The 23295-nt window shown below is 71.4% G+C and carries 22 protein-coding genes and 1 pseudogene; 14 read left to right on the top strand and 9 right to left on the bottom strand.

All coding sequences use genetic code 11. The annotated features are described in order from the left end of the window. Positions 1-18: 18 nt before the first annotated feature. On the bottom strand, positions 19-1134 hold the full coding sequence (locus ABZ845_RS06590) for a magnesium and cobalt transport protein CorA (protein ID WP_360973656.1): 1116 nt from the start codon (positions 1132-1134) through the stop codon (positions 19-21). A gap of 546 nt (positions 1135-1680) precedes the next feature. On the opposite strand from ABZ845_RS06590, the gene ABZ845_RS06585 reads away from it, so the two are divergent. After that, positions 1681-2265 carry a suppressor of fused domain protein gene (locus ABZ845_RS06585; protein ID WP_360973654.1) on the top strand — a complete coding sequence of 195 codons (585 nt, stop codon included), beginning with the start codon at positions 1681-1683 and terminating at the stop codon, positions 2263-2265. Between the two features lie 81 nt (positions 2266-2346). On the opposite strand, the gene ABZ845_RS06580 is transcribed toward ABZ845_RS06585, so the two are convergent. Further along, entirely contained in the window at positions 2347-3618 is a 1272-nt protein-coding gene (locus ABZ845_RS06580) for an MFS transporter (RefSeq protein ID WP_360973652.1), read from the bottom strand. A gap of 200 nt (positions 3619-3818) precedes the next feature. Here ABZ845_RS06580 and ABZ845_RS06575 point away from each other — a divergent pair, with 200 nt between their 5' ends. The 3 genes from ABZ845_RS06575 (at position 3819) to ABZ845_RS06565 (ending at position 6295) form a co-directional block, all read left to right on the top strand. Further along, complete coding sequence (locus ABZ845_RS06575) at positions 3819-4460, top strand: DUF6758 family protein (RefSeq protein ID WP_360973650.1); 642 nt, start codon at positions 3819-3821, stop codon at positions 4458-4460. Positions 4461-4588: 128 nt separating this feature from the next. Next, positions 4589-5461, top strand: a complete 873-nt coding sequence (locus ABZ845_RS06570) for a PHP domain-containing protein (protein ID WP_360973648.1) — start codon at positions 4589-4591, stop codon at positions 5459-5461. 228 nt (positions 5462-5689) lie between these two features. Further along, entirely contained in the window at positions 5690-6295 is a 606-nt protein-coding gene (locus ABZ845_RS06565) for a MarC family protein (protein WP_360973646.1), read from the top strand. A gap of 105 nt (positions 6296-6400) precedes the next feature. On the opposite strand, the gene ABZ845_RS06560 is transcribed toward ABZ845_RS06565, so the two are convergent. Further along, positions 6401-6556: a hypothetical protein gene (locus tag ABZ845_RS06560; RefSeq protein ID WP_360973644.1), complete on the bottom strand. Its 156-nt coding sequence runs from the start codon at positions 6554-6556 to the stop codon at positions 6401-6403. Between the two features lie 252 nt (positions 6557-6808). Here ABZ845_RS06560 and ABZ845_RS06555 point away from each other — a divergent pair, with 252 nt between their 5' ends. Next, positions 6809-7705, top strand: coding sequence for an NYN domain-containing protein (locus ABZ845_RS06555; protein ID WP_360973642.1), 897 nt, complete (start codon positions 6809-6811; stop codon positions 7703-7705). 87 nt (positions 7706-7792) lie between these two features. Here ABZ845_RS06555 and ABZ845_RS06550 read toward each other — a convergent pair whose 3' ends face one another. Both ABZ845_RS06550 and ABZ845_RS06545 read right to left on the bottom strand, forming a co-directional pair. Further along, the gene (locus ABZ845_RS06550; protein WP_360973640.1) at positions 7793-8674 is read right to left on the bottom strand and encodes an alpha/beta fold hydrolase; all 882 of its coding nucleotides are present in this window, start codon (positions 8672-8674) and stop codon (positions 7793-7795) included. Positions 8675-8822: 148 nt separating this feature from the next. After that, positions 8823-11186 carry a DEAD/DEAH box helicase gene (locus tag ABZ845_RS06545; RefSeq protein WP_360973638.1) on the bottom strand — a complete coding sequence of 788 codons (2364 nt, stop codon included), beginning with the start codon at positions 11184-11186 and terminating at the stop codon, positions 8823-8825. A gap of 463 nt (positions 11187-11649) precedes the next feature. Between ABZ845_RS06545 and ABZ845_RS06540 the strand changes: the two genes are divergently transcribed. Beyond that, positions 11650-12387, top strand: a complete 738-nt coding sequence (locus tag ABZ845_RS06540; RefSeq protein ID WP_360973636.1) for a ferritin-like domain-containing protein — start codon at positions 11650-11652, stop codon at positions 12385-12387. A 373-nt stretch (positions 12388-12760) separates the two neighbouring features. On the opposite strand, the gene ABZ845_RS06535 is transcribed toward ABZ845_RS06540, so the two are convergent. From ABZ845_RS06535 to ABZ845_RS06520, 4 genes are all read right to left on the bottom strand, one after another. Then, positions 12761-13030 (bottom strand): hypothetical protein, encoded by a 270-nt coding sequence (locus ABZ845_RS06535; protein ID WP_360973634.1) that lies wholly within the window; start codon positions 13028-13030, stop codon positions 12761-12763. A gap of 261 nt (positions 13031-13291) precedes the next feature. Continuing rightward, positions 13292-13519, bottom strand: coding sequence for a DUF3107 domain-containing protein (locus tag ABZ845_RS06530; protein WP_360973632.1), 228 nt, complete (start codon positions 13517-13519; stop codon positions 13292-13294). A 164-nt stretch (positions 13520-13683) separates the two neighbouring features. Then, positions 13684-14328 carry a TetR/AcrR family transcriptional regulator gene (locus ABZ845_RS06525; RefSeq protein ID WP_360973630.1) on the bottom strand — a complete coding sequence of 215 codons (645 nt, stop codon included), beginning with the start codon at positions 14326-14328 and terminating at the stop codon, positions 13684-13686. 297 nt (positions 14329-14625) lie between these two features. Next, positions 14626-14847: a hypothetical protein gene (locus ABZ845_RS06520; protein ID WP_360973628.1), complete on the bottom strand. Its 222-nt coding sequence runs from the start codon at positions 14845-14847 to the stop codon at positions 14626-14628. A 246-nt stretch (positions 14848-15093) separates the two neighbouring features. On the opposite strand from ABZ845_RS06520, the gene ABZ845_RS06515 reads away from it, so the two are divergent. The 8 genes and pseudogenes from ABZ845_RS06515 (at position 15094) to ABZ845_RS06480 (ending at position 23257) form a co-directional block, all read left to right on the top strand. Next, positions 15094-16128 (top strand): alpha/beta hydrolase, encoded by a 1035-nt coding sequence (locus ABZ845_RS06515; protein WP_360973626.1) that lies wholly within the window; start codon positions 15094-15096, stop codon positions 16126-16128. An 8-nt stretch (positions 16129-16136) separates the two neighbouring features. Beyond that, positions 16137-17549: a DUF3152 domain-containing protein gene (locus ABZ845_RS06510; RefSeq protein ID WP_360973624.1), complete on the top strand. Its 1413-nt coding sequence runs from the start codon at positions 16137-16139 to the stop codon at positions 17547-17549. Between the two features lie 61 nt (positions 17550-17610). Further along, on the top strand, positions 17611-17697 hold the full coding sequence (locus ABZ845_RS06505) for an Ms4533A family Cys-rich leader peptide (protein ID WP_360973704.1): 87 nt from the start codon (positions 17611-17613) through the stop codon (positions 17695-17697). Positions 17698-17827: 130 nt separating this feature from the next. Next, positions 17828-18139 (top strand): annotated as a pseudogene (locus ABZ845_RS06500) (ABC transporter ATP-binding protein); the annotation flags it as partial. A gap of 350 nt (positions 18140-18489) precedes the next feature. Next, positions 18490-20229: a DUF3492 domain-containing protein gene (locus ABZ845_RS06495; RefSeq protein ID WP_360973622.1), complete on the top strand. Its 1740-nt coding sequence runs from the start codon at positions 18490-18492 to the stop codon at positions 20227-20229. Then, positions 20226-21371, top strand: a complete 1146-nt coding sequence (locus ABZ845_RS06490) for a hypothetical protein (RefSeq protein ID WP_360973620.1) — start codon at positions 20226-20228, stop codon at positions 21369-21371. The genes ABZ845_RS06495 and ABZ845_RS06490 overlap by 4 nt, the downstream gene beginning before the upstream one ends. A gap of 183 nt (positions 21372-21554) precedes the next feature. Beyond that, positions 21555-22514 carry an NAD-dependent epimerase/dehydratase gene (locus tag ABZ845_RS06485; protein WP_360973618.1) on the top strand — a complete coding sequence of 320 codons (960 nt, stop codon included), beginning with the start codon at positions 21555-21557 and terminating at the stop codon, positions 22512-22514. Then, on the top strand, positions 22502-23257 hold the full coding sequence (locus tag ABZ845_RS06480; protein ID WP_360973616.1) for a spherulation-specific family 4 protein: 756 nt from the start codon (positions 22502-22504) through the stop codon (positions 23255-23257). The genes ABZ845_RS06485 and ABZ845_RS06480 overlap by 13 nt, the downstream gene beginning before the upstream one ends. Positions 23258-23295: the final 38 nt, after the last annotated feature.

The following is a 23295-nucleotide window of genomic DNA, read 5'->3' as shown; positions in this document are numbered from 1 at the left end:
AGCCTAGTGCCGCCTGCTTCACAGCCACCCGTTGCGCTTCAGCGTGCGGTGGATGCCCAGACAGATGACCACGGTGATGCCCATGATCACCGGGTAGCCGTACTTCCAGTGCAGCTCCGGCATGTACTTGAAGTTCATGCCGTACACCCCGCAGACCATCGTCGGCACGGCGATGATCGCCGCCCATGCCGTGATCTTGCGCATGTCCTCGTTCTGCGCGACGGACGCCTGCGCCAGGTTGGCCTGGAGGATCGAGTTCAGCAGCTCGTCGAAGCCCATCACCTGCTCGTGGACCCGCGCCAGATGGTCGGCGACATCCCGGAAGTACTTCTGGATGTCCGGGTCGACCAACCGCATGGGCCGCTCGCTCAGCAGCAGCATCGGCCGCAGCAGTGGCGCCACCGCGCGCTTGAACTCCAGCACCTCGCGCTTGAGTTGGTAGATACGGCTCGCGTCCGTGCCCCGCGGCGTGCCCTTGCGGCCCGGCGAGAACACCTCCGTCTCCACCTCGTCGATGTCGTCCTGCACGGCGTCGGCCACCGCGACGTACCCGTCCACGACATGGTCCGCGATCGCGTGCAGCACGGCGGAGGGGCCCTTCGCGAGGAGCTCGGGGTCGTCCTGCAGCCGGCTGCGCAGGCTCCTCAGCGAGCCCTGCCCGCCGTGCCGGACGGTGATGAAGAAGTCCCGTCCGGTGAAGCACATGACCTCGCCGGTCTCCACGACCTCGCTGTTGGCGGTCAGCCGGTCGTGCTCCACGTAGTGGATGGTCTTGAAGACGGTGAAGAGGGAGTCGTCGTACCGCTCCAGCTTCGGCCGCTGGTGCGCCTGCACGGCGTCCTCGACGGCGAGCGGGTGCAGCCCGAACTCGCCCGCGATACCGGCGAACTCGGCCTCCGTCGGCTCGTGCAGACCGATCCACACGAAGCCCCCGTCGCGCCGCACCAGCCGCATCGCCTCCTGAGGCGACAGCGGCGCACGCGTCTCGACGCGCACGCCGTCGCGGTAGACGGCGCAGTCGACCACGGCGGACGGCGTGGCGGGGTCGCGCGTGGTGTCGTACGTGCCGGTGTCCTTGCGCGGCATCGGGCGGGACGGGCGAACCGCGGCGCGCAGGTCACGAATCATCGACATGGGGCAGGCTCCTTCGCAACGAGCGACGAGCAGCGAAGGCACACGACGACGGGTGGAACTACCCGGAATGAGGACGTCCTGGATGAAGACGTTTGGCACGTCCACAAAGCGGGGAGCACCGCACCGTTGCGGTGGCCGGCTTCGCTACTTGACTCAGATCAGACAGATCAGACAAATCAGGTAGAACGAAACGAAGTGCTCTTCCGTGGCGCACGGGTGAATCCGATGCGATTCCGGGTCCCCGGGGATCCGTACGGAAACGCGGCGCGTGTGCGAGAGGTGGCGGTCAGCCAGAGCCGAAGCAGCTACATCAGCGGCCGGAAGAGCGGGTGGTACTGCACGGTCGACTTCGATCCATGACAGCCCCACCTCCTCCGGCCAGTCCCTGGTGAGGGACGATCCAATCCCCGTAGGGGAGTTCGTACGGCGTCGGGACCCGATCGCGACGCTTCTGCGTGCTGCCCGAAACCACCGGCCAACAGTATCAGCACGCCGAAGTGTCAAGGCGCCGCTTTGCCCGCTGCTGACGAGTTCTATGCTCGGCGCATGGTTGATGTCCTTCCTCTGGTCGAGGCCCGTTTGCGTACCGCGCTCGGCGAACCGGACGCGCGCGCCGCGGTCACCTTTCTGGGTACCGAACGCATCGAGGTGCTGCGCTTCCAGGAGGAGGGCGTCCTGCGCTACGCCACGCTCGGCATGTCCGCCCAGCCGATGACGGACCCCGCCGCGATGCTCGCCGACCCGGTGAAGGGCCCCCGCGCCGAGCTGGTCCTCTCCGTGCGCGGCGGCCTGGCCGACACCGACAAGGTGCTGCGCCCGTTGGCCGTGCTCGCCGCGTCCCCGCAGGTCGAGGGGGTGATCGTGGCCCCCGGTGCCTCACTGGACGTGGGTGAGCCGCTGTGGCCCGGCGCCCCGTTCAGCTCGGTCCTGGTCGGCGAACCGGGCGGCCTGGTCGAGGACCTGGAACTGGACGAGCCCCTCGAACCGGTGCGGTTCCTGCCGCTGCTGCCGATGACCCCGAACGAGGCCGCCTGGAAGCGGGTGCACGGCGCCCCGGCCCTCCAGGAGCGCTGGCTGACGAACGGTACGGATCTGCGGGATCCGTCCCGCCGATCCGTACCGCTGGACTGATCCGGCTGTTCCAGCCGGTCTGTCTGGTCCGTCCGGCCGGTCCGTTGGTGAGCAAGCTCACCAATCGATGGCCGGTTCAGGTCAGTTGGCGAAGACGCCGACGCTGTCCTCCGCGGCGTGGCGCGTCCGGAGTTCCTCGGCCTCGCCGTTGAGCGCGTCGCGCCGTACGAGGACCACGAGTGCGCCGATGACGGCGGTGGCCGCCGCGACCACGAAGGGGGTGTGCACATCCGTCCACTCCTCGATCTTCGGCGCGAAGAAGGGGGCAGCGGCGGCGGCGAACCAGCGCACGAAGTTGTAGCCGGCGCTGGCCACCGGGCGTGGCGCGTCCGAGACGCCGAGGGCCAGCTCGGTGTAGACGGTGTTGTTCACGCCGATGAACGCGCCGGACAGGATCGTGCAGACGACGGCGGTGGTGTGGTCGCCGTAGCCGAGCACGGCGACGTCGACCGCCAGCAGCACGAGCGAGCCGCCGAGGACGCGCAGCGAGCCGAAGCGCCTCTGCATGCGCGGCGCCACGATCACCGAGAAGACGGCGAGCAGCACACCCCAGGCGAAGAACACCGCACCGGATGCGTACGGGGTCATGTTCAGCACGAACGGCGTGAAGGCCAGCACGGTGAAGAACGTGTAGTTGTAGAAGAACGCGGACGCCGCCGCCGAGGCGAGACCGCCGTGGCCGAGCGCCCTGACCGGGTCCAGCAGCGAGGTCTTCCGGGCCGGCTTCGGCTGCTCCTTCAGGAACGCCGTGATGCACAGGAAGCCGATCGCCATCAGGGTGGCCGTGCCGAAGAACGGGTAGCGCCAGCTGAAGTTGCCGAGCACCGCGCCCAGCAGCGGTCCGCACGCCATGCCGAGGCCGAGCGCCGACTCGTACAGCAGGATCGCCGCGGCGCTGCCGCCCGCCGCCGCGCCCACGATGACGGCGAGGGCCGTGGAGACGAAGAGGGCGTTGCCGAGGCCCCATCCGGCCCGGAAGCCGACGAGTTGGGCGACCGAGCCCGAGGTGCCGGCGAGACCCGCGAAGACCACGACGAAGGCGAGGCCGACCAGCAGCGTCCTGCGTCCGCCGATCCGGCTGGAGACGAACCCGGTGACCAGCATCGCGACGGCGGTGATCAGGAAGTACGAGGTGAAGAGCAGGGAGACCTGACTGGGTGTGGCCTGAAGGCCCTTGGCGATGGACGGCAGGATCGGGTCGACGAGCCCGATGCCCATGAACGCGACCACGGAGGCTCCCGCCGTGGCCCAGACGGCCTTCGGCTGGCGCAGCAGGCCGCCGGCTCCCGCGTCGAACGGCTCGGCTCCGGCCGGTGTGGCGGGCGCTCCCGTACCGCTGTTCCCGCTGTGCATGTGAGTCCTCGCAGTCTTCTCGCGGTCCTTCGGTCTTCGGTTGGCCGAATGAATCGTTGGCGTCTGCACATATTATGTTAGACGAGCTAATTAATGCAACCTACATCTAATTATGACCGGTGAAACAAGACGTGCGAGGCGCACTCCGGACGGGTGATCGTCCTTGACGTGGCGCTGGACGGGGAGGACCGTGGGGCCCTATGAGGGGCGAACCCAGTTGCCCGAAGTGTGGTGGCCGGGTCAGGGCTCCCGGACTCTTTGCCGACTCCTGGCAGTGCGATGTGCACGGCAACGTGCATCCGCTGCAGCCCGTGATCCCGCCCAGCGTCGAGGCCCTCAGCGTGGTGGTGCACCGCGCCAAGGTGCCGGTGTGGATGCCGTGGCCGCTGCCGGTGGGCTGGCTGTTCACGGGCGTGGCCTACGCGGGTGACGACCGCAGCGGGGGCAAGGCGACCGCGGTCGCCTGCTCGGGCCCGGGGCCGCTCGGCGGGATGGGGGAGCTGATCCTGGTCGCCGAGGAATTGGGCGTCGGGCTCGGTGCCCGGTACGCCGGCGTGGACGGCCCGGACCCCGGCCCCTATCTGAACGTCGAGAAGCCGCCGCAGGCGAAGGTGCTGGCCGCGGGCCGCCCCACGCCGCTGTGGCATGTCTCCGGAAGCCCCGTCGACCGCGCGGTCTTCGCAGGCGAGGCGCTGGGCCTGTGGCTGTGGGCGGTGGTCTGGCCCGAGCAGACGGGCATCCTCATGTACGACGAACTGGTGCTGACCGACCTGCGGGACGCGGGTGCCGAAGTGGACCTGCTGCCCTGCGGGGCGCTGTCGCCGCGCCTGCTGAAGCCGTGACACGGAGAGCGGGGAGCGTGGGGGAGGCGTAGGGGGCTCGTCCCGGTAGCGGGTGTGACACACGGGACCCTGGAAGCCAGTTATCCTGGAGCGTCCCTTCCGTCCCGTCACCGCTTGGAGTCCGTGTCGTGCGCGTCGATCTGCACACCCACTCCACCGCCTCCGACGGTACGGACACCCCGGCGGAGCTGGTGCGGGCTGCCGCGGCGGCCGGGCTGGACGTCGTCGCGCTCACCGACCACGACACCACCCGCGGCCACGCGGAGGCGATCGATGCCCTCCCCGAGGGGCTGACCCTGGTCACCGGCGCCGAACTCTCCTGCCGCCTGGACGGCATCAGCATGCACATGCTGGCCTACCTCTTCGACCCGGAGGAATCCGAACTGCTCGCCGAGCGCGAGCTGGTGCGGGACGACCGGGTGCCGCGGGCCCACGCCATGATCGCCAGGCTCCGGGAACTGGGCGTGCCGATCACCTGGGAGCAGGTGGCCCGTATCGCGGGCGACGGCTCGGTGGGCCGGCCGCACATCGCCTCCGCGCTGGTCGAACTCGGCGTCGTGGACGGCGTCTCGGACGCGTTCACGCCCGCATGGCTGGCCGACGGCGGGCGTGCGTACGTCGAGAAGCACGAGACCGATCCGTTCGAGGCGATCCGCCTGGTCAAGGCGGCGGGCGGAGTCACCGTCTTCGCGCACCCGGCCGCCGTCAAGCGCGGGCGGACCGTGCCGGAGTCCGCCATCGCCGACCTCGCCGCAGCGGGACTCGACGGCATCGAGGTCGACCACATGGACCACGACCCGGCGACCCGGGCGCGGCTGCGCGGTCTCGCCCGCGAACTGGGCCTGCTCGCCACGGGGTCCTCCGACTACCACGGCAGCCGCAAGACCTGCGTGCCCGGGCAGTTCACCACCGATCCCGAGGTCTACGGGGAGATCACGCGGCGCGCCACCGGGGCGTTCCCGGTGCCGGGCACGGGTGGACGCGGGCGGCGGAGCGCCTAGTCCCATCGTGTCCCCGGGCCCGCCGCCTTAGTTCCTGGCCCTCAGGTTCCTGGTCCTTGGCCGCGCTGTAATCCCCCGTTCCACCAGCTCTGCCGTAATTCCCCTTCCTGAGGTCGCCCGGCGTCAGCCGACGCGTCCTCGACGTCACGCGCCGCACGGCGCGACGACTTCCGGTGGACACGGCGTGCCCATCGTCATGTCCTCGTCCGTACTCCTCGCAAGGCCCTCATGTTCGACGTCGCTGTCTTCGGTTCCCTGTTCCTCACCCTCTTCGTGATCATGGATCCCCCCGGGATCACCCCGATCTTCCTCGCGCTCACCGCCGGGCGCCCCGCCAAGGTGCAGAAGCGGATGGCCTTCCAGGCCGTCTGCGTGGCCGGCGGAGTCATAGCGGTGTTCGGTGTCCTCGGTCACCAGATCCTGGACTACTTGCATGTCTCCGTCCCCGCCCTGATGATCGCGGGCGGACTGCTCCTCCTGCTGATCGCCCTCGACCTGCTGACCGGCAAGACCGACGAGCCGAAGCAGACCAAGGACGTCAACGTGGCCCTGGTGCCGCTCGGCATGCCGCTGCTCGCCGGACCGGGCGCGATCGTCTCCGTGATCCTGGCGGTCCAGAAGGCCGACAGCGTGGCCACCCAGGTGTCGGTGTGGACGGCGATCCTCGCGATCCATGTAGTGCTGTGGCTGGTGATGCGCTACTCGCTGCTGATCATCCGGGTGATCAAGGACGGCGGTGTGGTCCTGGTGACCCGGCTCGCGGGCATGATGCTGTCCGCCATCGCCGTGCAGCAGATCATCAACGGCATCACACAGGTCATCCACGGAGGCTGAACGTTTCCGCAGTGCGCGCCCCGTGACGCGCTCAGCCCCGTACGGCACAGATGCCGTACGGGGCTGAGAAGTCTCGAACCGGCGAACCGGCGAACGTCGTGCGGATTACGAGACGACGGACGGATCGGCCGGGCGGATCCACAGCCGCTGCCCGATGGCCGCGGCATGCTGAACGATCTGCTTGACGGAGGCGGCGTCCACAACGGTGGTGTCCACGGGCGTGCCGTCGACGTCGTCGAGTCGCATGATTTCGAAGCGCATAAAGCTTCTCCCTTCGTCTGGTCATCCTCCGTGAGGAGAACTACTGGCGTGCGGAGCGTGGGGCGGTGGTGTGCCCCCTCCTGTAGTGAGTCAACGGGATGCTTGTTACAAACATTCCCTACGCTAAGGAAAATTTTCGAGTCGCTAATGACTCGCAGGTTACGAGCGTTACGGCGAGGGGGTCCGAGCGGGCCGTGCACCGATGCCGCTCGGTTGTGTCCGCAGCGTGACCGCCGGGACAATGGGCGCAGTATGAACGACGACCTCGCGGCGCTCGGCGCCCGTATCGACCGTACGAACGAGCTGCTCCAGCGCATGCTCGCCGAAGTGGCGAAGACGCCCTCGACCCATGCGATCTTCGTCGACGCCGGCTATCTGTACGCGGCCGCCGGACGCCTCATCGCCGGTACCGAGGACCGCCGGGCCTTCGACCTGGACGCCGAGGGCTTGATCGAGGCGCTGATCGACAAGGCGCGCACGATCTTCGCGGACAGCAGACTGCTGCGTGTGTACTGGTACGACGGCGCGCGCCGCCGCATCCACACGGCGGAGCAGCAGTCCATCGCGGAACTCCCCGACGTCAAGGTGCGGCTCGGCAACCTCAACGCCAACAACCAGCAGAAGGGCGTCGACTCCCTCATCAGGTCGGACCTCGAGTCACTGGCCCGGCACCGGGCCATCAGCGATGCCGCGCTCATCGGCGGCGACGAGGACCTGGTGTCGGCGGTCGAGGCGGCACAGGGATACGGGGCGCGTGTGCACCTGTGGGGCATCGAGGCGCCGGAGGGCCGCAACCAGGCGGAACCGCTGCTGTGGGAGGTCGACAGTCAGCGCACCCTTGAGCTCGACTTCTTCAAGCCGTATGTGAGTCGGCGGACGGCCGCGACCTACGAGGCGTCGTCCGCGGCGCGCCCCACGCGTGATGACGTCCGCTTCGTGGGCGCGCAGATCGCGGCGAAATGGCTGTCGGCGCGCGGCCGGGAGTCCCTGGCCGACCTGCTCCCCGGCCACCCCTATCTGCCCGGTTCCGTCGACCAGGATCTGCTGGTGGAGGCGGAGGCGCTGCTCCAGTACTCACTGCGCGGCCAGTCGGACCTGCGACGCGCGCTGCGGGACGGCTTCTGGGGGTATCTGCAGGGGCAGTACTAGGGCCGCGGCAGGCAACCTCTGCCCGTCAAGGACGGGGCGAACGCTGCCTGTTGCGGCACCGGGCGGCAGGGGCTCCGGCTCGAACGGTCAGGACGGCGCGGGAAGCCGGTCCCAGAACGCGGCGATGGCGCGAGCGGTCGCCGCGGGCTGGTCCGTGTTGGGGGAGTGGTCCGCGTCGGGTACGACGGTGCGCTCGGCGCCCAGCCGGAGGGCCATGTCGTCCAGGAGCTCCACGGGCCAGGCGTCGTCGTGATCGCCGGACAGCACATGCAGCGGCAGGCCGATGGCGGCCAGCTCCGCCACGCGGTCCGGTTCCTCGCACAGCTGGCGGCCCGTGGCGATGAGCTGGGCCGGGCTGTTGTTCAGCCAGCGGCGGCGCAGGTCGTCCCCGTCGGAGAGCCCCTCGTCGATGTCCCCGGCGTCGGCGTCCTGGGGCGGCTCCATGGCCTGGATCGCCTCCCAGACCTCGGCCATGGTCATGACGGCGAGGCCGTCGCGCAGCAGCTTCACTCGCTGCTGCTGGCCCTCGGCGACCTGGGCCGGTCCTGAGGACATGATCGTGAGCGAGAGGAACGGGGAGGCGTCGAGGAGGACGGCGGCCCGGGCGATCTGACCCCCCAAGGAGTGCCCGAGGAGATGAACGGGCCCGCCTGCAAGGGCCCGTGCCTGCGCGAGCACGTCCCGCGCCAGCTCGGCCTGCGCATACGGCGCCTCGTCGTCCCGGGGACCGGGGGACTCGTGCTGCCCCCGTCCGTCGACGGCGATGCTCCGGTACCCGGCCGCCGCGAGAAGCGGCTGCACCACGATGAAGTCCTCCTTGCTGCCGGTGAACCCGGGCAGCAGCACGGCAGTCCCCTTGACCCGCGCGGTCGCCGCGTCCGCTTCGAGCACGGCGAACTCCCCGCGGTCCGTGACGAGGTGGTGCGCCCGGACGCCGGGGGGAGGAGTGAAGGTGGGGGGACGGCTCATGGAGGCGATGTTACCGGTCGGTTGGGTTCGTGTGGGGGCGGGACGGGCTCGGGGTGACATCGCGCTCTGTCGCACCTCATGGGGCGGGAGAAACGCCGACGGCCCGCTTCCACGGGTGGTGGAAACGGGCCGTCGGGCGTTTGTCGCGTCAGCCCTCGGCAGGCTCCGCGGCCTTGCGCGTACGACGCCGGGGCTTGGCCGGAGCGTCATCCGCCTGAGCCGGGATCTCGGGCTCGGCGGCCACCGCCTTACGGGTGCGGCGGCGCGGCTTGGCCTCGGGCTCCTCGGCCGTCTGCGCGGGGATCTCGGGCTCGGCGGCGGCCGTGGCCTTGCGCGTACGGCGGCGCGGCTTGGCTTCCGTGGCCTGAGCGGTCTCCGCACTCTCCACGGCGGGCTCGGCCGTCTTCCGCGTACGCCGCGGCTTGGCGGGCGCCTCGCCTTCGACGGCGTCGACCGCCGCCTCGGCGGCCGTGGCCTTGCGGGTGCGGCGGCGGGGCTTGGCCTCCGTGGCCTCGGCGGTGTCGGCGGCGGCTTCGGCTTCGGTGGTGGCCGGAGCGGTCTCCGCCGTCTTGCGGGTGCGGCGGCGCGGCTTGGCCTCCGTGGCCTCCGTGGCCTCCGCGGTGTCCACGGCGGCTTCGGCCTCGGTCGCCACTGCCTTGCGGGTGCGGCGGCGGGGCTTGGCCTCCGTCGCTTCGGCGGTGTCGGCGGCGGCTTCGGCCTCGGTCGCCACTGCCTTGCGGGTGCGGCGGCGGGGCTTGGCCTCCGTGGCCTCGGCGGTGTCGATGACGGCTTCGGCTTCGGTGGTGGCCGGAGCGGTCTCCGCCGTCTTGCGGGTGCGGCGGCGCGGCTTGACTTCCGCCTCCGCCGCCTCGGCGGTGTCCACCACGGCCACAGCGGCGGCGGGAGCCGCCTCCGAGGCCGGGGCCTCCACGACGGCGGCGGCCGGAACCGTCTCGGCGGTCTTCCGGGTGCGGCGGCGGCGCGGCTTGACCGAATCGGCCGTCTCCACGGCCGCGACCGCTGCGTCCGCCGCCTCCGGGGCCGCGGACGGAGTGGTTTCGGTCACCGCGGCGACCGGCTCCGCCGACATCCCGCCGCGCATGCGGCGACGGCGACGAGGTGTGCGTGCTGCCTCGCCATCGGCCGCTTCCGGGGCCCGAGTTGCCGCCGTGGCATCCGTGGCATCCGTGGCCTCTGCGCCGGCCGGCGTACCGAGGGGCTCCCCGCCCCGTGTACGGCGACGGCGGCGCGGCGCGCGCGCCGGACGCTCGCGCTCCGCGGACGGGGCCGACGTGCGGCTCCCGCGTCCTCCCCGGCCGCCGGTCTCGCCGAGGTCCTCGAGCTCCTCCGCCGCGAGACCCGCGCGGGTGCGCTCGGAGCGCGGCAGGACACCCTTCGTGCCCTCGGGGATGCTGAGGTCGGCGAAGAGGTGCGGCGAGGTGGAGTACGTCTCCACCGGGTCGTTGAAGCCCAGCTCCAGCGCCTTGTTGATCAGCTGCCAGCGCGGGATGTCGTCCCAGTCGACGAACGTGATCGCCGTACCCGACGCGCCCGCGCGGCCCGTGCGGCCGATGCGGTGCAGATACGTCTTCTCGTCCTCGGGGGACTGGTAGTTGATGACGTGAGTGACGCCCTCGACGTCGATACCGCGGGCGGCGACGTCGGTGCAGACGAGCACGTCCACCTTGCCGTTGCGGAAGGCCCGCAGGGCCTGCTCGCGCGCTCCCTGGCCCAGGTCGCCGTGGACCGCGCCGGACGCGAACCCGCGCCGCTGGAGCTGCTCGGCGATGTCGGCAGCCGTGCGCTTCGTACGGCAGAAGATCATCGCGAGTCCGCGGCCCTCCGACTGGAGGATGCGCGCGATCATCTCGGGCTTGTCCATGGAGTGCGCGCGGTAGACGTGCTGCGCGATGTTCGCGACCGTCGCGCCCTGGTCGTCCGGGGCGGTGGCCCGGATGTGCGTGGGCTGCGACATGTAGCGCCGGGCCAGGCCGATGACCGCGCCCGGCATGGTCGCCGAGAACAGCATGGTCTGGCGCTTGGCCGGAAGCATGTTGATGATCTTCTCGACGTCGGGCAGGAAGCCCAGGTCGAGCATCTCGTCGGCCTCGTCGAGGACCAGGCACTTGACGTGCTTCAGGTTCAGCTTCTTCTGACCGGCCAGGTCGAGCAGTCGGCCGGGGGTGCCGACGACCACGTCGACGCCGTTCTTCAGGGCCTCGACCTGAGGCTCGTAGGCCCGGCCGCCGTAGATCGCGGTGACGCGCACATTGCGCACCTTGCCCGCGGTCAGCAGGTCGTTGGTGACCTGGGTGCACAGCTCGCGCGTGGGGACGACGACGAGCGCCTGGGGAGCATCGGTGAGCGCTTCGGGCTTTGCACGGCCCGCCTCGACGTCCACCGGGACGATCACGCGCTCAAGGAGCGGAAGGCCGAATCCGAGGGTCTTGCCCGTGCCGGTCTTGGCCTGGCCGATGACATCGGTGCCGGAGAGGGCGACCGGGAGGGTCATCTCCTGGATGGGAAAGGGGGTGACGATGCCGACTGCTTCAAGGGCTTCGGCCGTCTCGGGAAGGATTCCGAGATCTCTGAAAGTCGTAGTCAGGGTGCTGCCTCTTCTGTGTACGCGGTGCGAGGCGAACGCGGGGGTCGTGACCGTACCGATGACGTCGGCCTGCTTGGGGGACGGGCCTTGTGGCACGGGACCACGCCGACGCTCCAGCGCTCGTACCGCTGAGGGTCCCTCCGGACTCCGTACGCACAGTGCCGTACGGACAGGGAGGGCTGTCGGGTCGGAGCCGATCGGGCCACCGACCGGGCATCCTCATACGTGCGGCCCGTCGAATACTCGGCAGGCGCATTACCACCATACCCCGGAATCCCGCACATGTGTTGGCCGATTCGGTCACGTAGCCGTCGTCACAGTGATTGAGCAGGGCCTTCCCGTGCCCGCCGAGCGGGCTATTGTGCGCTTCATGACGACGCCTGACAACGTTCCCGACGCAACCGCCGAACCCACCTCGGTCGCCGCCCAGGACTGGGCGAAGGCCTCCGTCGACCCTCAGTACCACGCCGCGGTCGTGGACCTGCTCGGCGCGCTCGCGTACGGCGAGCTTGCGGCGTTCGAACGGCTCGCGGAGGACGCGAAGCTGGCCCCCACGCTCACGGACAAGGCGGAGCTGGCGAAGATGGCGTCCGCCGAGTTCCACCACTTCGAGCGGATCCGGGACCGGCTCACCGAGATCGGGGTCGAGCCGACCGGGGCGATGGAACCGTTCGTCGCGGCGTACGACAGCTTCCACAAGCAGACGGCACCCTCGGACTGGCTGGAGGGGCTCGTCAAGGCGTACGTGGGCGACTCGATCGCCAGTGACTTCTACCGTGAGGTCGCGGCCCGCCTGGACTCCGACACGCGCGAACTCGTCCTGGCGGTGCTCGACGACACCGGGCACGCGGGCTTCGCCGTGGAGAAGGTGCGTGCCGCGATCGATGCCGACCCGAGGGTGGGCGGCCGACTGGCACTGTGGGCGCGACGGCTGATGGGCGAGGCCCTGTCGCAGTCGCAGCGGGTGGTCGCGGAGCGGGACGCGCTGTCGACCATGCTCGTCGGCGGCGTCGCGGACGGCTTCGACCTGGCCGAGGTCGGCCGGATGTTCTCCCGCATCACCGAGGCGCACACGAAGCGGATGTCAGCCCTGGGGCTGGCTGCCTGAGCGCTCCGCGGGAATCGCGGTCCGAAATCTGCGGGTCCGCCGTGGCCGGTCGCGCCCGCGCGGCGGAGCCGCATACCGACACGTCCCCGCGCCCCTCGGGGCGCCACTGAACCGCACCCGACCGTGCCGGACCCGCTTGGTCATCGACCCCGGCGGTGGCCTCGCGAGGGTTGGCGCACCTCGCGCACCTGCCGTCCGGGCGCGCCGCCGGGCGTCTGCGGCCCTCTCGCGGTCTGCCCGGACCGTCCGGGCTGCACCGCTTCATCGGCCGCTGGGGGCATCTCTTCATCGGTCGCTCGGGGCATCTCGTCGGGGCATGTCCTCGAAGGCGCCCCGCGTGCTGTCCCGGCGTCGCCGGGCCCGGCGACCGGCCTCAGGCCGTCGCCGACCGGCGGCGAAATCTTTCCGCGGGGCGCAGCAGCAGCGACAACGAGGCCGCCGAGACGACGAGCGCGCCGACGAGGACGATCAGGAGGTCGGCCGCTCCCAGTGCGCTGTGGGTGACGAACGCGCCGAAGACAGCACCCGCCACGCCGGTCGACAGCACCAGGGCACGTGCCGGCAGCCGATGGGCCAGCCGGTGCGCGGCCGCCCACGCCAGGGCGAACCCGAGGACGGCGGAGCCGAGTGCTTCCAAGAGCATGACGAATGTCCCTCCCGCACGGCTGCTGCCTGGGCAAATCGGTCGTAGCCGGTACTACCCGCGGCGCGCGGAACGCAATCCTGCGCCCTGGGGAAGTTGTGCTCCGTCTGTGTGTCTCCGGTCCGGAACGAACGCCGGACGGAGTAGCCGAGGGCCGGGAGGGGCCGGGACAGCAAGAACGGGAGGTCCCGAAGGCGACTCGCCTCCGGGACCTCCCGCCGCTGTGCTCGGACCGCGAACGGTCCGGACTTTGTCCGAAAACTACAGCGTGCCGAAGCCCACCTTGCGCGGGGCCGGCTCGCCGATCTCCACGTACGCGAGACGGTCGGCCGGGACGAGGAGCTTGCGGCCGTGCTCGTCCACGAGGCTCAGCAGCTGCGACTTGCCGGCCAGCGCCTCGGCCACGACGCGCTCGACCTCCTCGGCAGTCTGACCGCTCTCCAGAACGATCTCGCGGGGCGCGTGCTGCACGCCGATCTTGACCTCCACGGCTTTTGTCCCTCCGACGGTCAGTGATGTGCGCGGCCGTCCGCGCCGTACCTGCACACATTAGCCCGGTGAGGGGACGTACACGCTCTGCTCCGGAACGCCAGGAGCGAACAGCGACCGGGAACAAAACCGCGCCACGGCCGCACGCCCCGGGGGCGTGGCGATCAGTGCTGCTGTTCGTTGCCGTGCAGCGGGAATCCCGCGATGCCCCGCCAGGCCAGCGACGTCAGCAACTGCACCGCCTGTTCGCGCGGCACGCTGCGGTCGCTGTGCAGCCATGCGCGCGCCACGACCTGGGCGAGGCCGCCCAGCCCCGAGGCCAGCAGCATCGACTCCGCCTCCGACAGACCGGTGTCCTCGGCGATGACCTCGCAGATCGCCTCGGCGCACTCGACCGTGACCTTGTCGACGCGCTCGCGCACCGCGGGCTCGTTCGTCAGGTCCGATTCGAAGACCAGCCGAAAGGCGCCGCCGTCGTCCTCCACATAGGCGAAGTACGCGTCCATGGTGGCCCGCACGCGCTGCTTGTTGTCGGTGGTCGACGCGAGCGCTCCGCGTACGGCCTGGAGCAGCGCCTCGCAGTGCTGGTCCAGCAGGGCGAGATAGAGGTCGAGTTTGCCCGGGAAGTGCTGGTAGAGCACCGGTTTGCTGACGCCGGCGCGCTCGGCGATGTCGTCCATCGCGGCCGAGTGGTACCCCTGTGCCACGAAGACTTCCTGGGCGGCGCCCAACAGCTGGTTCCGTCGGGCACGGCGCGGCAGGCGTGTGCCCCGCGGGCGTGCCGCCTCTGTCTGCTCGATGGCTGTCACGCCGCCTCCCAAAATCGTCCACATGCGGTGTGCGCCGCGCTGCCATCGTACTTTTCGGTAACCCTGCTGTGCGCGGTGCGAACGCAGAATTTCATGGACCCGACCGCGGCGAAAGCGGCGCGGAGCGCGCGGAATGGGGCAGGGCGGACGAAAAGCGCCCCGCTGCCGGGTGGTGGGCACGGTTCCCTTGGGTGTCTACCTCACTGATCTCATGCCCGGTCTCAAGGATCTCGTACCTCGGGGGCACTCACCGATCACCGGTGTCCCGGGCGTCCCACCGGTAGCCGTCCTCGTGTCTCACCGGTAGTCGTCCTCATCTATGGTCACGACGCGCTTCTGCTCCACGAGGTCCGCCTCGTTGGCGCGCAGGACCTCCTCCTCCGTCAGGCGGTCGTCCCCCTCCGGTGAGAGCTCGGTGAGCTGTTCGGCGGCGTCGTTCTCCGGGGCCTCCACGTCGAGCTCGGCGGCCTCGGTCCCCTCGTCGTCGAACGTCTCGGGATCAGTGGGGTCGACGGTCATGGCGGGCTCCCTTCCTAGAACTCCTGTAGAACTCCTGGAATGTCCCTGAAAGAGGCAGGGTCCACACACGGGTGCCCTGGTACGAGCCTAGGAGACACCCGATCGGGACGCTATGCATCGCCATGCATCGCCGTGTGCCGGAGTGGCGCCGGTGGCGGCCCGGGGGTGCTCGCGGCCCGCGGCCCCGCGGTGGACTGTGACAGCCGCCACGCGAGCCACTACGTGATCGTCTCGTAACATTGCGGCATGTCCTCGACCGAACTGCCGTCCGTGCCGGCCTCCAATGTGCTCCCCAAGGTGTCGCCCGTCGCGGTCGAGCAGGGCGAACGGGTCAGGTCGGTGGGGCTGCCGGGAGTCACGTTGACGGTGCGGTCGAGGCCGCCGCGGCGTGAGGGACTTCCGCCCGCGCTGTACCTCCACGGACTGGGCGGCTCCTCCCGGAACTGGTCGGCCTTGATGGCCCGGCTCGACGGGCTCGTGGACGGCGAGGCCGTCGACCTGCCCGGCTTCGGCGACTCGCCGCCGCCGGACGACGGCGACTACTCCGTCACGGGGCACGCGCGCGCGGTCATCCGCTTTCTCGACGCGGCCGGGCGCGGACCGGTGCACCTCCTGGGCAACTCGATGGGCGGTGCCGTCGCCACCCGCGTGGCGGCCGTGCGACCCGATCTCGTCCGCACTCTCACGCTGGTCTCGCCGGCCCTCCCGGAGATCTTCGTCCAGCGCGGTGCCGTTCCCACGGGACTGCTCGCACTGCCCGGCGTCGCCTCGCTGTTCACCCGCTGGACCAGGGACTGGACGGCTGAGCAGCGCGTGCTCGGGGTGATGGCGCTGTGTTACGGGGACCCCGCACGAGTCACCCCGGAGGGCTTCCGCAGTGCGGTGGAGGAGATGGAGCGGCGGCTGCGTCTGCCGTACTTCTGGGACGCGATGGCGCGCTCGGCGCGCGGGATCGTGAACGCCTACACCCTGGGCGGGCAGCACAGTCTGTGGCGCCAGGCGGAGCGGGTGCTCGCGCCGACGCTGCTGGTCTACGGAGGCAGGGACCAACTGGTCTCGTTCCGCATGGCCCAGCGGGCGGCGCGGGCCTTCCGTGACTCCCGGCTGCTGACACTGCCGGAGGCGGGGCACGTCGCCATGATGGAGTATCCCGATGTGGTGGCCACCGCGTTCCGCGAACTGCTCGCGGACGCCGGTGAGTTGCCCGAGACGACGGCCGCAGCGGCGGCCGGGAGCGACGAGAAGACGGACGGATCCGACACCGAGGGCGCGGGGAGCTGAGGCGCGGCGTGGGACGGCACAGCCGCAAGGGGCGGGGCAACAGGACGAACGCGGACACCGCGAACTCGAATACGGACACGGGCGGAGCTCCGCGGTACGCGGAGGGTACGCCGGCGCGGGGAGTGCCCCGTTTCCCGGGCGGGGCTGCGGACCCCGGCGTTCCGCGCCCGTCCGAGAGGGCCCCGGCCGGTGGAGTGCCGCTGCACCCGGTCGGCACTCCGGCGCATGGTGTGCCGCGCTTCCCGGACGGGACCCCGGCGCACGGCACCCCGGGGGTCCGGGGCGGCCATCCGCAGCAGCGTGAACCCGGCGGTGGCTGGGGAGAGTTCGGCCGCGGGACGGCACCCGCTGCGGCACCGCCTCAGGCCGCACCGCCGGGGGCCGTCGCCCCGGGGCGCTCCATACCCCGCATCCCGCACCAGCGGTCGCGTTCCGGAAGCCCCCGCCAGGAGTACGTCGACGCCTTCGACGACGACGTATTCGCGCCACGCCGAGGCGTCACACCGGGCTCCCCGCCCGGCCCGCCCACCGGCGACCGTGAAGCCGGGGCGGACGCGGAGGGGGGCGAGGCGGCCGCCGGGACCGACGGCACGGCCGCGACCGAGACCGGTCAGACGCCGCCCAGGACGGGCGGCAAGGGCCGTACGGCAGCCGGGATCACGGCCGCCGCCGTCGTCACCGTGCTCGCGGTCGTCGTCGCCGGTCAGTTCGCCGAAGGGGCGGGAAGAAGCACCGCTCAGTCCCGGGCCACCAGCCCGGCCCGCGACATCCACGGTGCCGAGCCCCAGCAGAGTCCCTCCGCCGGGCCCAACGCGACGCCGCTGGCGTACGCGCAGGCGATGGCCGTCAAATACCCGCTCGGTGCCACGCTGAAGGGCCCGGGGACGTTCTCCGTGGTCCCCGGCTCGGCCAAGGCGCCCGGCACGGGTCACAAGTACACCTACCGCGTGGACATGGAGAACGGGCTCGGCCTCGACGGAGAGCTGTTCGCCGAGGCCGTCCAGAAGACTCTCAACGACGACCGCAGCTGGGCACACAAGGGAGCCCGTACCTTCGAGCGCGTCTCCTCGGGCAAGCCAGACTTCGTGATCACGCTCGCCAGTCCCGGGACCACCGCCGTCTGGTGCGCCAAGTCCGACCTCGACACGGCGGAGGAAAACGTCTCGTGCGACTCGGCCTCCACCGAGCGCGTGATGATCAACGCCTACCGGTGGGCCCAGGGCTCGACGACGTACGGCAACGCGATGTACGCCTACCGGCAGATGCTGATCAACCACGAGGTGGGGCACCGCCTCGGATACGGCCATGTGAGCTGCGACAAGGACGGCGAGCTGGCGCCGGTCATGCAGCAGCAGACGAAGTTCCTCGACCACGACGGCATCCACTGCCTGCCCAACCCGTGGCCCTTCCCCCGAGGTTGAGGCGTGCTACCTGCGTCACACTGACGACGTATACGCAAACAGTTCGTTCAGGATTTCAACCATGTCGTCCCGTCACGCCTCCGCCCGCGCTGCCATCGAGCTGGCGCTCATCGGCGTGACCGCGCTCTGCGTGGCCGACATCCACTGACGCTGACGCCCGCCCCTGGCGTTCGTGTCGCGCGTTTTCCTTCCTTCTGCGGCCGGTCGGCTCCTTTCCCTGTGATCCGTCGGCCCAGCTGATCGGTCTCACTGCTTCTCGACGACCCGACGCCGGGGTCGTCTGCGACGAACCGGTCTCCGCGCTCGACGTCACCACCCAGGCCCAGGTCGTGGCCTTGCTCGGCGAGTCGCAGCGTGAACTCGGGCTGGCGCTCGTCTTCGTGGCGCACGACCTGGCCGTCGTACGCCAGGTCAGCGATCGGGTCGCGGTGATGTGGCGCGGGCGGATCGTCGAGTACGGGCCTGCCGACGAGGTGTACGGGTCACCGCGCGGCCCTTACACGAAACAGCTCCTGGCCGCCGTGCCGGCCCTGGACCCGGCCGTCGCGGCCCGGCGGTGGGCGGCGCGCGGGGAGCCGTCGGCGGCGTGAGGACCTGCGGGGGACCGGTGGTTCGCGACTGATGGTCCCCGGACGGCCAGCCCCTCGGCCCGCGACCACCGAACGGGCGGTCCCGAACGGACCGTCCCCGAACGGACCGCCCGTTCTGGGACCGTCCCCGAACGGTCGTTCCGTGGGACGGTTTCCGGCGACCAAACGTGATCCGGCCATCTCTTAGCGCGACTGAACGCGGTGCGCGCGGGAAAGTTACGTCCGTTCACCCCTTTTGGTGGCGCGATGGACAACCGTCCATCGCGCCACCGCCATGTCCGCATACGTTCGTCCCGCTGCGAGCCGCCAGGGGAACGGCGGCTCCCCAACGGGAGATCGGGGGTGCACTCGTGCACATCGGACTCATCACGGAGGGTGGCTACCCGTATGTGATCGGTGACGCCGGACTCTGGTGCGACCGGCTCGTGCGCGGGCTCGGGCAGCATGAGTTCGACATCTATGCGCTCAGCCGCACCGAGCGCCAGGAGGCCGAGGGCTGGGTCCCGCTGCCGCCGGGCGCCGGGCGGGTACGGACGGCGCCCCTGTGGACCGCCGGGAAAGACGGGGCCGCACTGGGCCGCCGGGCGCGGCGGCGGTTCGCCGAGGTCTACGGGGAGTTGGCGACCGTACTGTGCACGGCACCCGGGTCCGCGGCGCCTCCGGAGGCGTCCTCGGCGTCCGGACCGGCCGATCCCGAGGCGGACCGTTTCCGCAGCGCTCTGTACTCACTGGCCGAACTCGCCCGCGACGTGGGCGGACTGACCGGCGCCCTGCGCTCCGAGGCCGCCCTGCGCGCCCTGGAGCACGCATGCCGTGCTCCGCACGCCCCGCGCACGGCGCGCGTTTCCGATCTGCTCGACATCGCCGCCCAGGTGGAACGCGCTCTGCGCCCCCTCTCGCTCGACTGGTACGAGGACGACACACTCGGCGCGGTCGACCTCTGCCACGCCACCTCCGGCGGTGCCGCGGCCCTCACCGGGCTGCTCGCCGGACACTTCACCGGGGTTCCCCTGCTGGTCACCGAGTACGGAGCACAGCTGCGGGCGCATTACCTGGGCGCGCTGGGCGCGACGGAGGGGACGTCGCCGGTGCGCACGCTGCTCGCCGCGTTCCACCGTCGGCTCGCAGCGGAGGTGTACCGGACGGCCGCCTGCATCACTCCCGGCAACGCCCACACCCGTCGCTGGCAGGAACGGTGCGGCGCGGACCGGTCCCGGCTGCGCACGGTCCACCCGGGCATGGAGGCATCCCGGTTCACGGAGGTCGGGGAGTCCGCGGACCGCTCGGACCCCTGGACGCTGGTCTGGGTCGGCCGGGTCGAGCCGGGCAAGGATCTCGTCTCCCTGCTGCACGCCTTCGCGGAGGTCCGCAAGGAGGTGCCCAGGGCGCGGCTGAGGCTGGTCGGAGCCCCGGCTGACGCAGAGGGCCAGGCCTACCTCGGCCACTGCAAGGCGCTGGCGGCCCAGCTCTTCCCCGACGAGGCCGAGGGCGTGCACGACGTCGGCGACAACCCGGTCTCCTTCGAGGAGGCCGGCGGCCCCGAGGCCCCCGACCTGGCGGAGGTCTACGCCGCCGGGGCGGTCGTCGTGCTGTCGAGCGTCGTCGAAGGGTTCCCGACCAGTCTGGTGGAGGCCATGTTCTGCGGCCGCGCGACGGTGTCAACGGACGCGGGCGCGGTGGTGGAGGTCATCGGCGGTACCGGTCTCGTGGTGCCGCCACGCAACCCGCGGGCGCTCGCGCAGGCGTGCGTGGCGCTGCTGCGCGACCCCGAGCGCCGTGAACGCCTCGGCGCCGCCGCCCGCGCACGAGCCCTCGAACTGTTCACAGTCGAACAGAACGTCGAGGCGTTCCACGGCATCTATCTGGAGATCGTCTCCCACGCGCCGGTGCGGAGAGTGCTCGTGGACGAAGCGGGCGACCCCCTGCCCTTCGGGGCTCCGGCGGAGTCGCACGTGCCCGGACTGTGGACCGGGACCCGGGCGCTGGGCGGAAGGCCGCGCTGGGCATGGGCGCCCGACGGGACCACGGCACCCGTGCGCGCCACCGGCCGGTCCCAGGAACCCGTCACGGCGGCGGAGGGCGCGCGATGACAGACGTGGGAGAACTGGACCACCTCTCCACCCCGGGCGGCCCCGGCCCCCGCCGCGGTGCCGCCGACCCCGTCAAGACCCTGATGCACCAGCACCGGGATCTGTGCGAGCACGCCGTCGACCCCCTGGAGATCGCGGCCGCTCTGGAAGCACACGGCCTGACCGACCGCACCGCCGCCCGCTTCCGGCACCGGGACGTGTTCTCCCTCGCGGAGGAGATGTACGCGCGCGTGCCACGCGACGGCGACGGGTCACCCTCGCGGCCCGCCACCGTGGACGTCCCGCCCGAACACTGGGCCTGGGAACTCCCGGCCCTGCTCCCGGGCGCGCTGTCCGCGGCCACGGTCATCGGGCTGCGTTTCACGGAAGGCAGGCTCCATCTCGTCGTCGCCGCGCTCGGCACCGTGGCCGTAGCGCTCGGCCTGCGCGCGGCACTCGCCCGCGGCTCGCTGCGCGCACCCGCCCGGGGTCCCGTACGCGCGCCCGCCCGCGTCCCGTCCATCGCGCCGGTGGCGTGGACGGGCTGGCTGCTCGGATACGCCGTTCTCGGTGACGGGCTGCTGCGCGCGGCACTGGACGGCGGCCCCGACGGTTCCTGGCCCCACGCCACCGCGTCCGTCCTCGCCCTGACGCTGGCCTGCGCCCCCGCCGTCTGGTGCGCCCGCCTCTTCTCGGTGAGCGTGCGGCGCAAACTCGCCGCCAGCCGCGGCCTTCGGGAGTTCGCGTCCTCGGTCACACCGGTGCTCCTCGGCGCGTTCGGACTCTTCCTGTGCGCCGTGGGCGTGCTGCTCGCACTGTGCGGGGCGCTGCTCGGCGAACCCGCCGAGTACGCGGGAGCCGGGGCCCTCGCCGCACTGCTGCTGCTCGCCCGGCTGCTCATCACCCACGGCTCCCGGCGCGCCCCCGCCGCCGCCCTCGGCACCGCGGCCGCCGCCGAAGCGATGGCCATGGCCCTGGTCTTCGCCGGCCGGCTGCCCGGCTGCTCGATCCTGGCCGTGCCGGTGCGCACGCTGGCCGACGGCTGGGGCGCGGACGCCGTCCCGGCCCTGAGCTGCGCCCTGGCCGCCCTCACCCTGCTGGCCCACGCGGTCCGCACCCTGACCCGGGCCTCCTCCCACGCCCGCCCGCCCGGATCCCCCTGAGCGACGGTTCACGACACCCCATCACCGACGTCATGAGCCGCAACCGCCGCCCGGACCTCCGTCCCGGCACCCCTCTCCCGCGGGGCCGACACCGCGGGCCCTCTCATCCCACGGCACCACCCCTGAAGGAGACCGCCAGATGATCACCTCCCGAACCGGAGAATCCGCCCCGGGAGCCGCCCGATGAGGGTCCTGCTGATCGGAGCCAACGGATATCTCGGCCGATTCGTCGCCGACCGCCTGCTGGCCGACCCCGCCGTGCAGCTCACCGCGCTCGGCCGGGGCGACGACGCCGACGTACGGTTCGACCTCGCCTCCGGCAGCCCCGGCGCGCTCACCCGCTTCCTGGACGCCGTGCACCCCGGGGTCGTCATCAACTGCGCCGGTGCCATCCGCGGCGGTGCACGAGAACTCACCCGGCACAACACCGTCGCCGTCGCCACGATCTGCGAGGCCCTGCGCCGCAGCGGATGCGGGGCCCGCCTGGTGCAGATCGGCTGCGGCGCCGAGTACGGCCCCAGCCAGCCCGGCTCCTCCACGGCCGAGGACGCCATCCCGCGCCCCGGCGGCCCCTACGGCGTCAGCAAGCTCGCCGCGACGGAACTGGTCCTCGGCTCCGGACTCGACGCCGTCGTGCTCCGAGTCTTCTCGCCCGCCGGGCCCGGCACCCCCGCCGGATCCCCGCTCGGCCGCCTCGCCGAGGCGCTGCGCCGCGCCATGCAGTCCGGCGACGGCGAACTGAAGCTCGGCGGACTTGGCGTCCAGCGTGACTTCGTGGACGTCCGCGACGTCGCCCGCGCCGTCCACGCGGCGTCCCTGTCTGCCGCCCAAGGTGTGATCAACATCGGCTCCGGCCGCGCCGTGCGCCTCCGCGACGCAGCCGCCGTCCTCGCCCGTGTGGCCGGTTACGGCGGCAACCTGCACGAACTCGACGGCCCCGCCGGCCCGATGCGGCCGTCCATCGGACACCCGCGCAACGACCCGGAGCACGCCCCGCCGATCGCCTACCCCTATCCGGACGGCTGCGGCAGCTGGCAGCAGGCAGACGTCCGTACCGCCCGCGACCGGTTGGGCTGGCGACCCCGGATCAACCTGGAGGAGTCGCTCGCCGACATCTGGATGGAGGCGGCATGCCGCATCTGACCAGTGCCTCGGCGGGCACCGCGAGCACCGGTCTCGGGGCCGGCCTCGGCATCCCCGGCTATGCGCACCCCCTCGTGGCCCCCTTGGAATGGAGTGAACTCACCCGCCCCGGCACCCCCGTGCACTGGGCCGTCCTCAATGTGAGCGACGGTCCCGGCACACGGCCCGACCCGCACTGCCTGGAGGCCGCGGGACGACTGCACAACGCCGGTGTCCGTGTCCTGGGCCACCTCGACGTCAGGTACGGCGCACGCCTGCCGGCCGAACTGATCTCCGAGGCACAGCGGTATCTCGACTGGTACCGGGCCGACGGGTTCCTGCTGGACCGCTGCCCGTCCGAACGGGCCGCGCTTCCCGAGATCCGCCGCGCTGTCACCGCGCTCCGCACTCTCTTCGCACCCGCCCCGGGGCACATCGTGCTGGGGCACGGCAGCCACCCGTATCCGGGATACGCGGAGAACGCCGACCAACTGGTCACCTACCGCGGCTCCTGGAGCGACTACCGCTGGTCGCAGGTGGCCGAATGGACCGCCGACTACCCGGCCGAGCGCTTCTGCCACTTCGTGCACGGTGTGCCCCGCGGCCATCTGGAGGAGGCGCTGCGCATCGCGCGCTGGCAGGGGGCCGCGACGATCTGGTTCACGGACCGCACGGATCAGGGCGGTCGCGTCGACCCCTTCGAGACGATGCCCGGCTACTGGGACGAAATCGTCTCGCGCATCGGAACGGGTGTCTCGGAATGAAGAAGGGCGTGGCAGTGTTTACGGGTAGAACAACCGTA

It is taken from the genome of Streptomyces sp. NPDC047022 (assembly GCF_040644155.1).
Lineage (GTDB): Bacteria > Actinomycetota > Actinomycetes > Streptomycetales > Streptomycetaceae > Streptomyces.
Note: the sequence above shows the minus strand (reverse complement) of the source record. Positions and strands in the feature narration are given on the sequence as shown.

Bases quoted from the DNA above. Each gene is read 5' to 3' on its own strand.
- ABZ845_RS06520 (WP_360973628.1), bottom strand. From the start codon at position 14,847: ATGACCGTCGACCCCACTGATCCCGAGACGTTCGACGACGAGGGGACC.
- ABZ845_RS06480 (WP_360973616.1), top strand. From the start codon at position 22,502: ATGCCGCATCTGACCAGTGCCTCGGCGGGCACCGCGAGCACCGGTCTC.
- ABZ845_RS06505 (WP_360973704.1), top strand. From the start codon at position 17,611: ATGTCGTCCCGTCACGCCTCCGCCCGCGCTGCCATCGAGCTGGCGCTC.
- ABZ845_RS06540 (WP_360973636.1), top strand. From the start codon at position 11,650: ATGACGACGCCTGACAACGTTCCCGACGCAACCGCCGAACCCACCTCG.
- ABZ845_RS06545 (WP_360973638.1), bottom strand. From the start codon at position 11,186: ATGACCCTCCCGGTCGCCCTCTCCGGCACCGATGTCATCGGCCAGGCC.
- ABZ845_RS06555 (WP_360973642.1), top strand. From the start codon at position 6,809: ATGAACGACGACCTCGCGGCGCTCGGCGCCCGTATCGACCGTACGAAC.
- ABZ845_RS06585 (WP_360973654.1), top strand. From the start codon at position 1,681: ATGGTTGATGTCCTTCCTCTGGTCGAGGCCCGTTTGCGTACCGCGCTC.
- ABZ845_RS06575 (WP_360973650.1), top strand. From the start codon at position 3,819: ATGAGGGGCGAACCCAGTTGCCCGAAGTGTGGTGGCCGGGTCAGGGCT.
- ABZ845_RS06590 (WP_360973656.1), bottom strand. From the start codon at position 1,134: ATGTCGATGATTCGTGACCTGCGCGCCGCGGTTCGCCCGTCCCGCCCG.
- ABZ845_RS06580 (WP_360973652.1), bottom strand. From the start codon at position 3,618: ATGCACAGCGGGAACAGCGGTACGGGAGCGCCCGCCACACCGGCCGGA.
- ABZ845_RS06485 (WP_360973618.1), top strand. From the start codon at position 21,555: ATGAGGGTCCTGCTGATCGGAGCCAACGGATATCTCGGCCGATTCGTC.
- ABZ845_RS06550 (WP_360973640.1), bottom strand. From the start codon at position 8,674: ATGAGCCGTCCCCCCACCTTCACTCCTCCCCCCGGCGTCCGGGCGCAC.
- ABZ845_RS06565 (WP_360973646.1), top strand. From the start codon at position 5,690: ATGTTCGACGTCGCTGTCTTCGGTTCCCTGTTCCTCACCCTCTTCGTG.
- ABZ845_RS06515 (WP_360973626.1), top strand. From the start codon at position 15,094: ATGTCCTCGACCGAACTGCCGTCCGTGCCGGCCTCCAATGTGCTCCCC.
- ABZ845_RS06535 (WP_360973634.1), bottom strand. From the start codon at position 13,030: ATGCTCTTGGAAGCACTCGGCTCCGCCGTCCTCGGGTTCGCCCTGGCG.
- ABZ845_RS06490 (WP_360973620.1), top strand. From the start codon at position 20,226: ATGACAGACGTGGGAGAACTGGACCACCTCTCCACCCCGGGCGGCCCC.
- ABZ845_RS06560 (WP_360973644.1), bottom strand. From the start codon at position 6,556: ATGCGCTTCGAAATCATGCGACTCGACGACGTCGACGGCACGCCCGTG.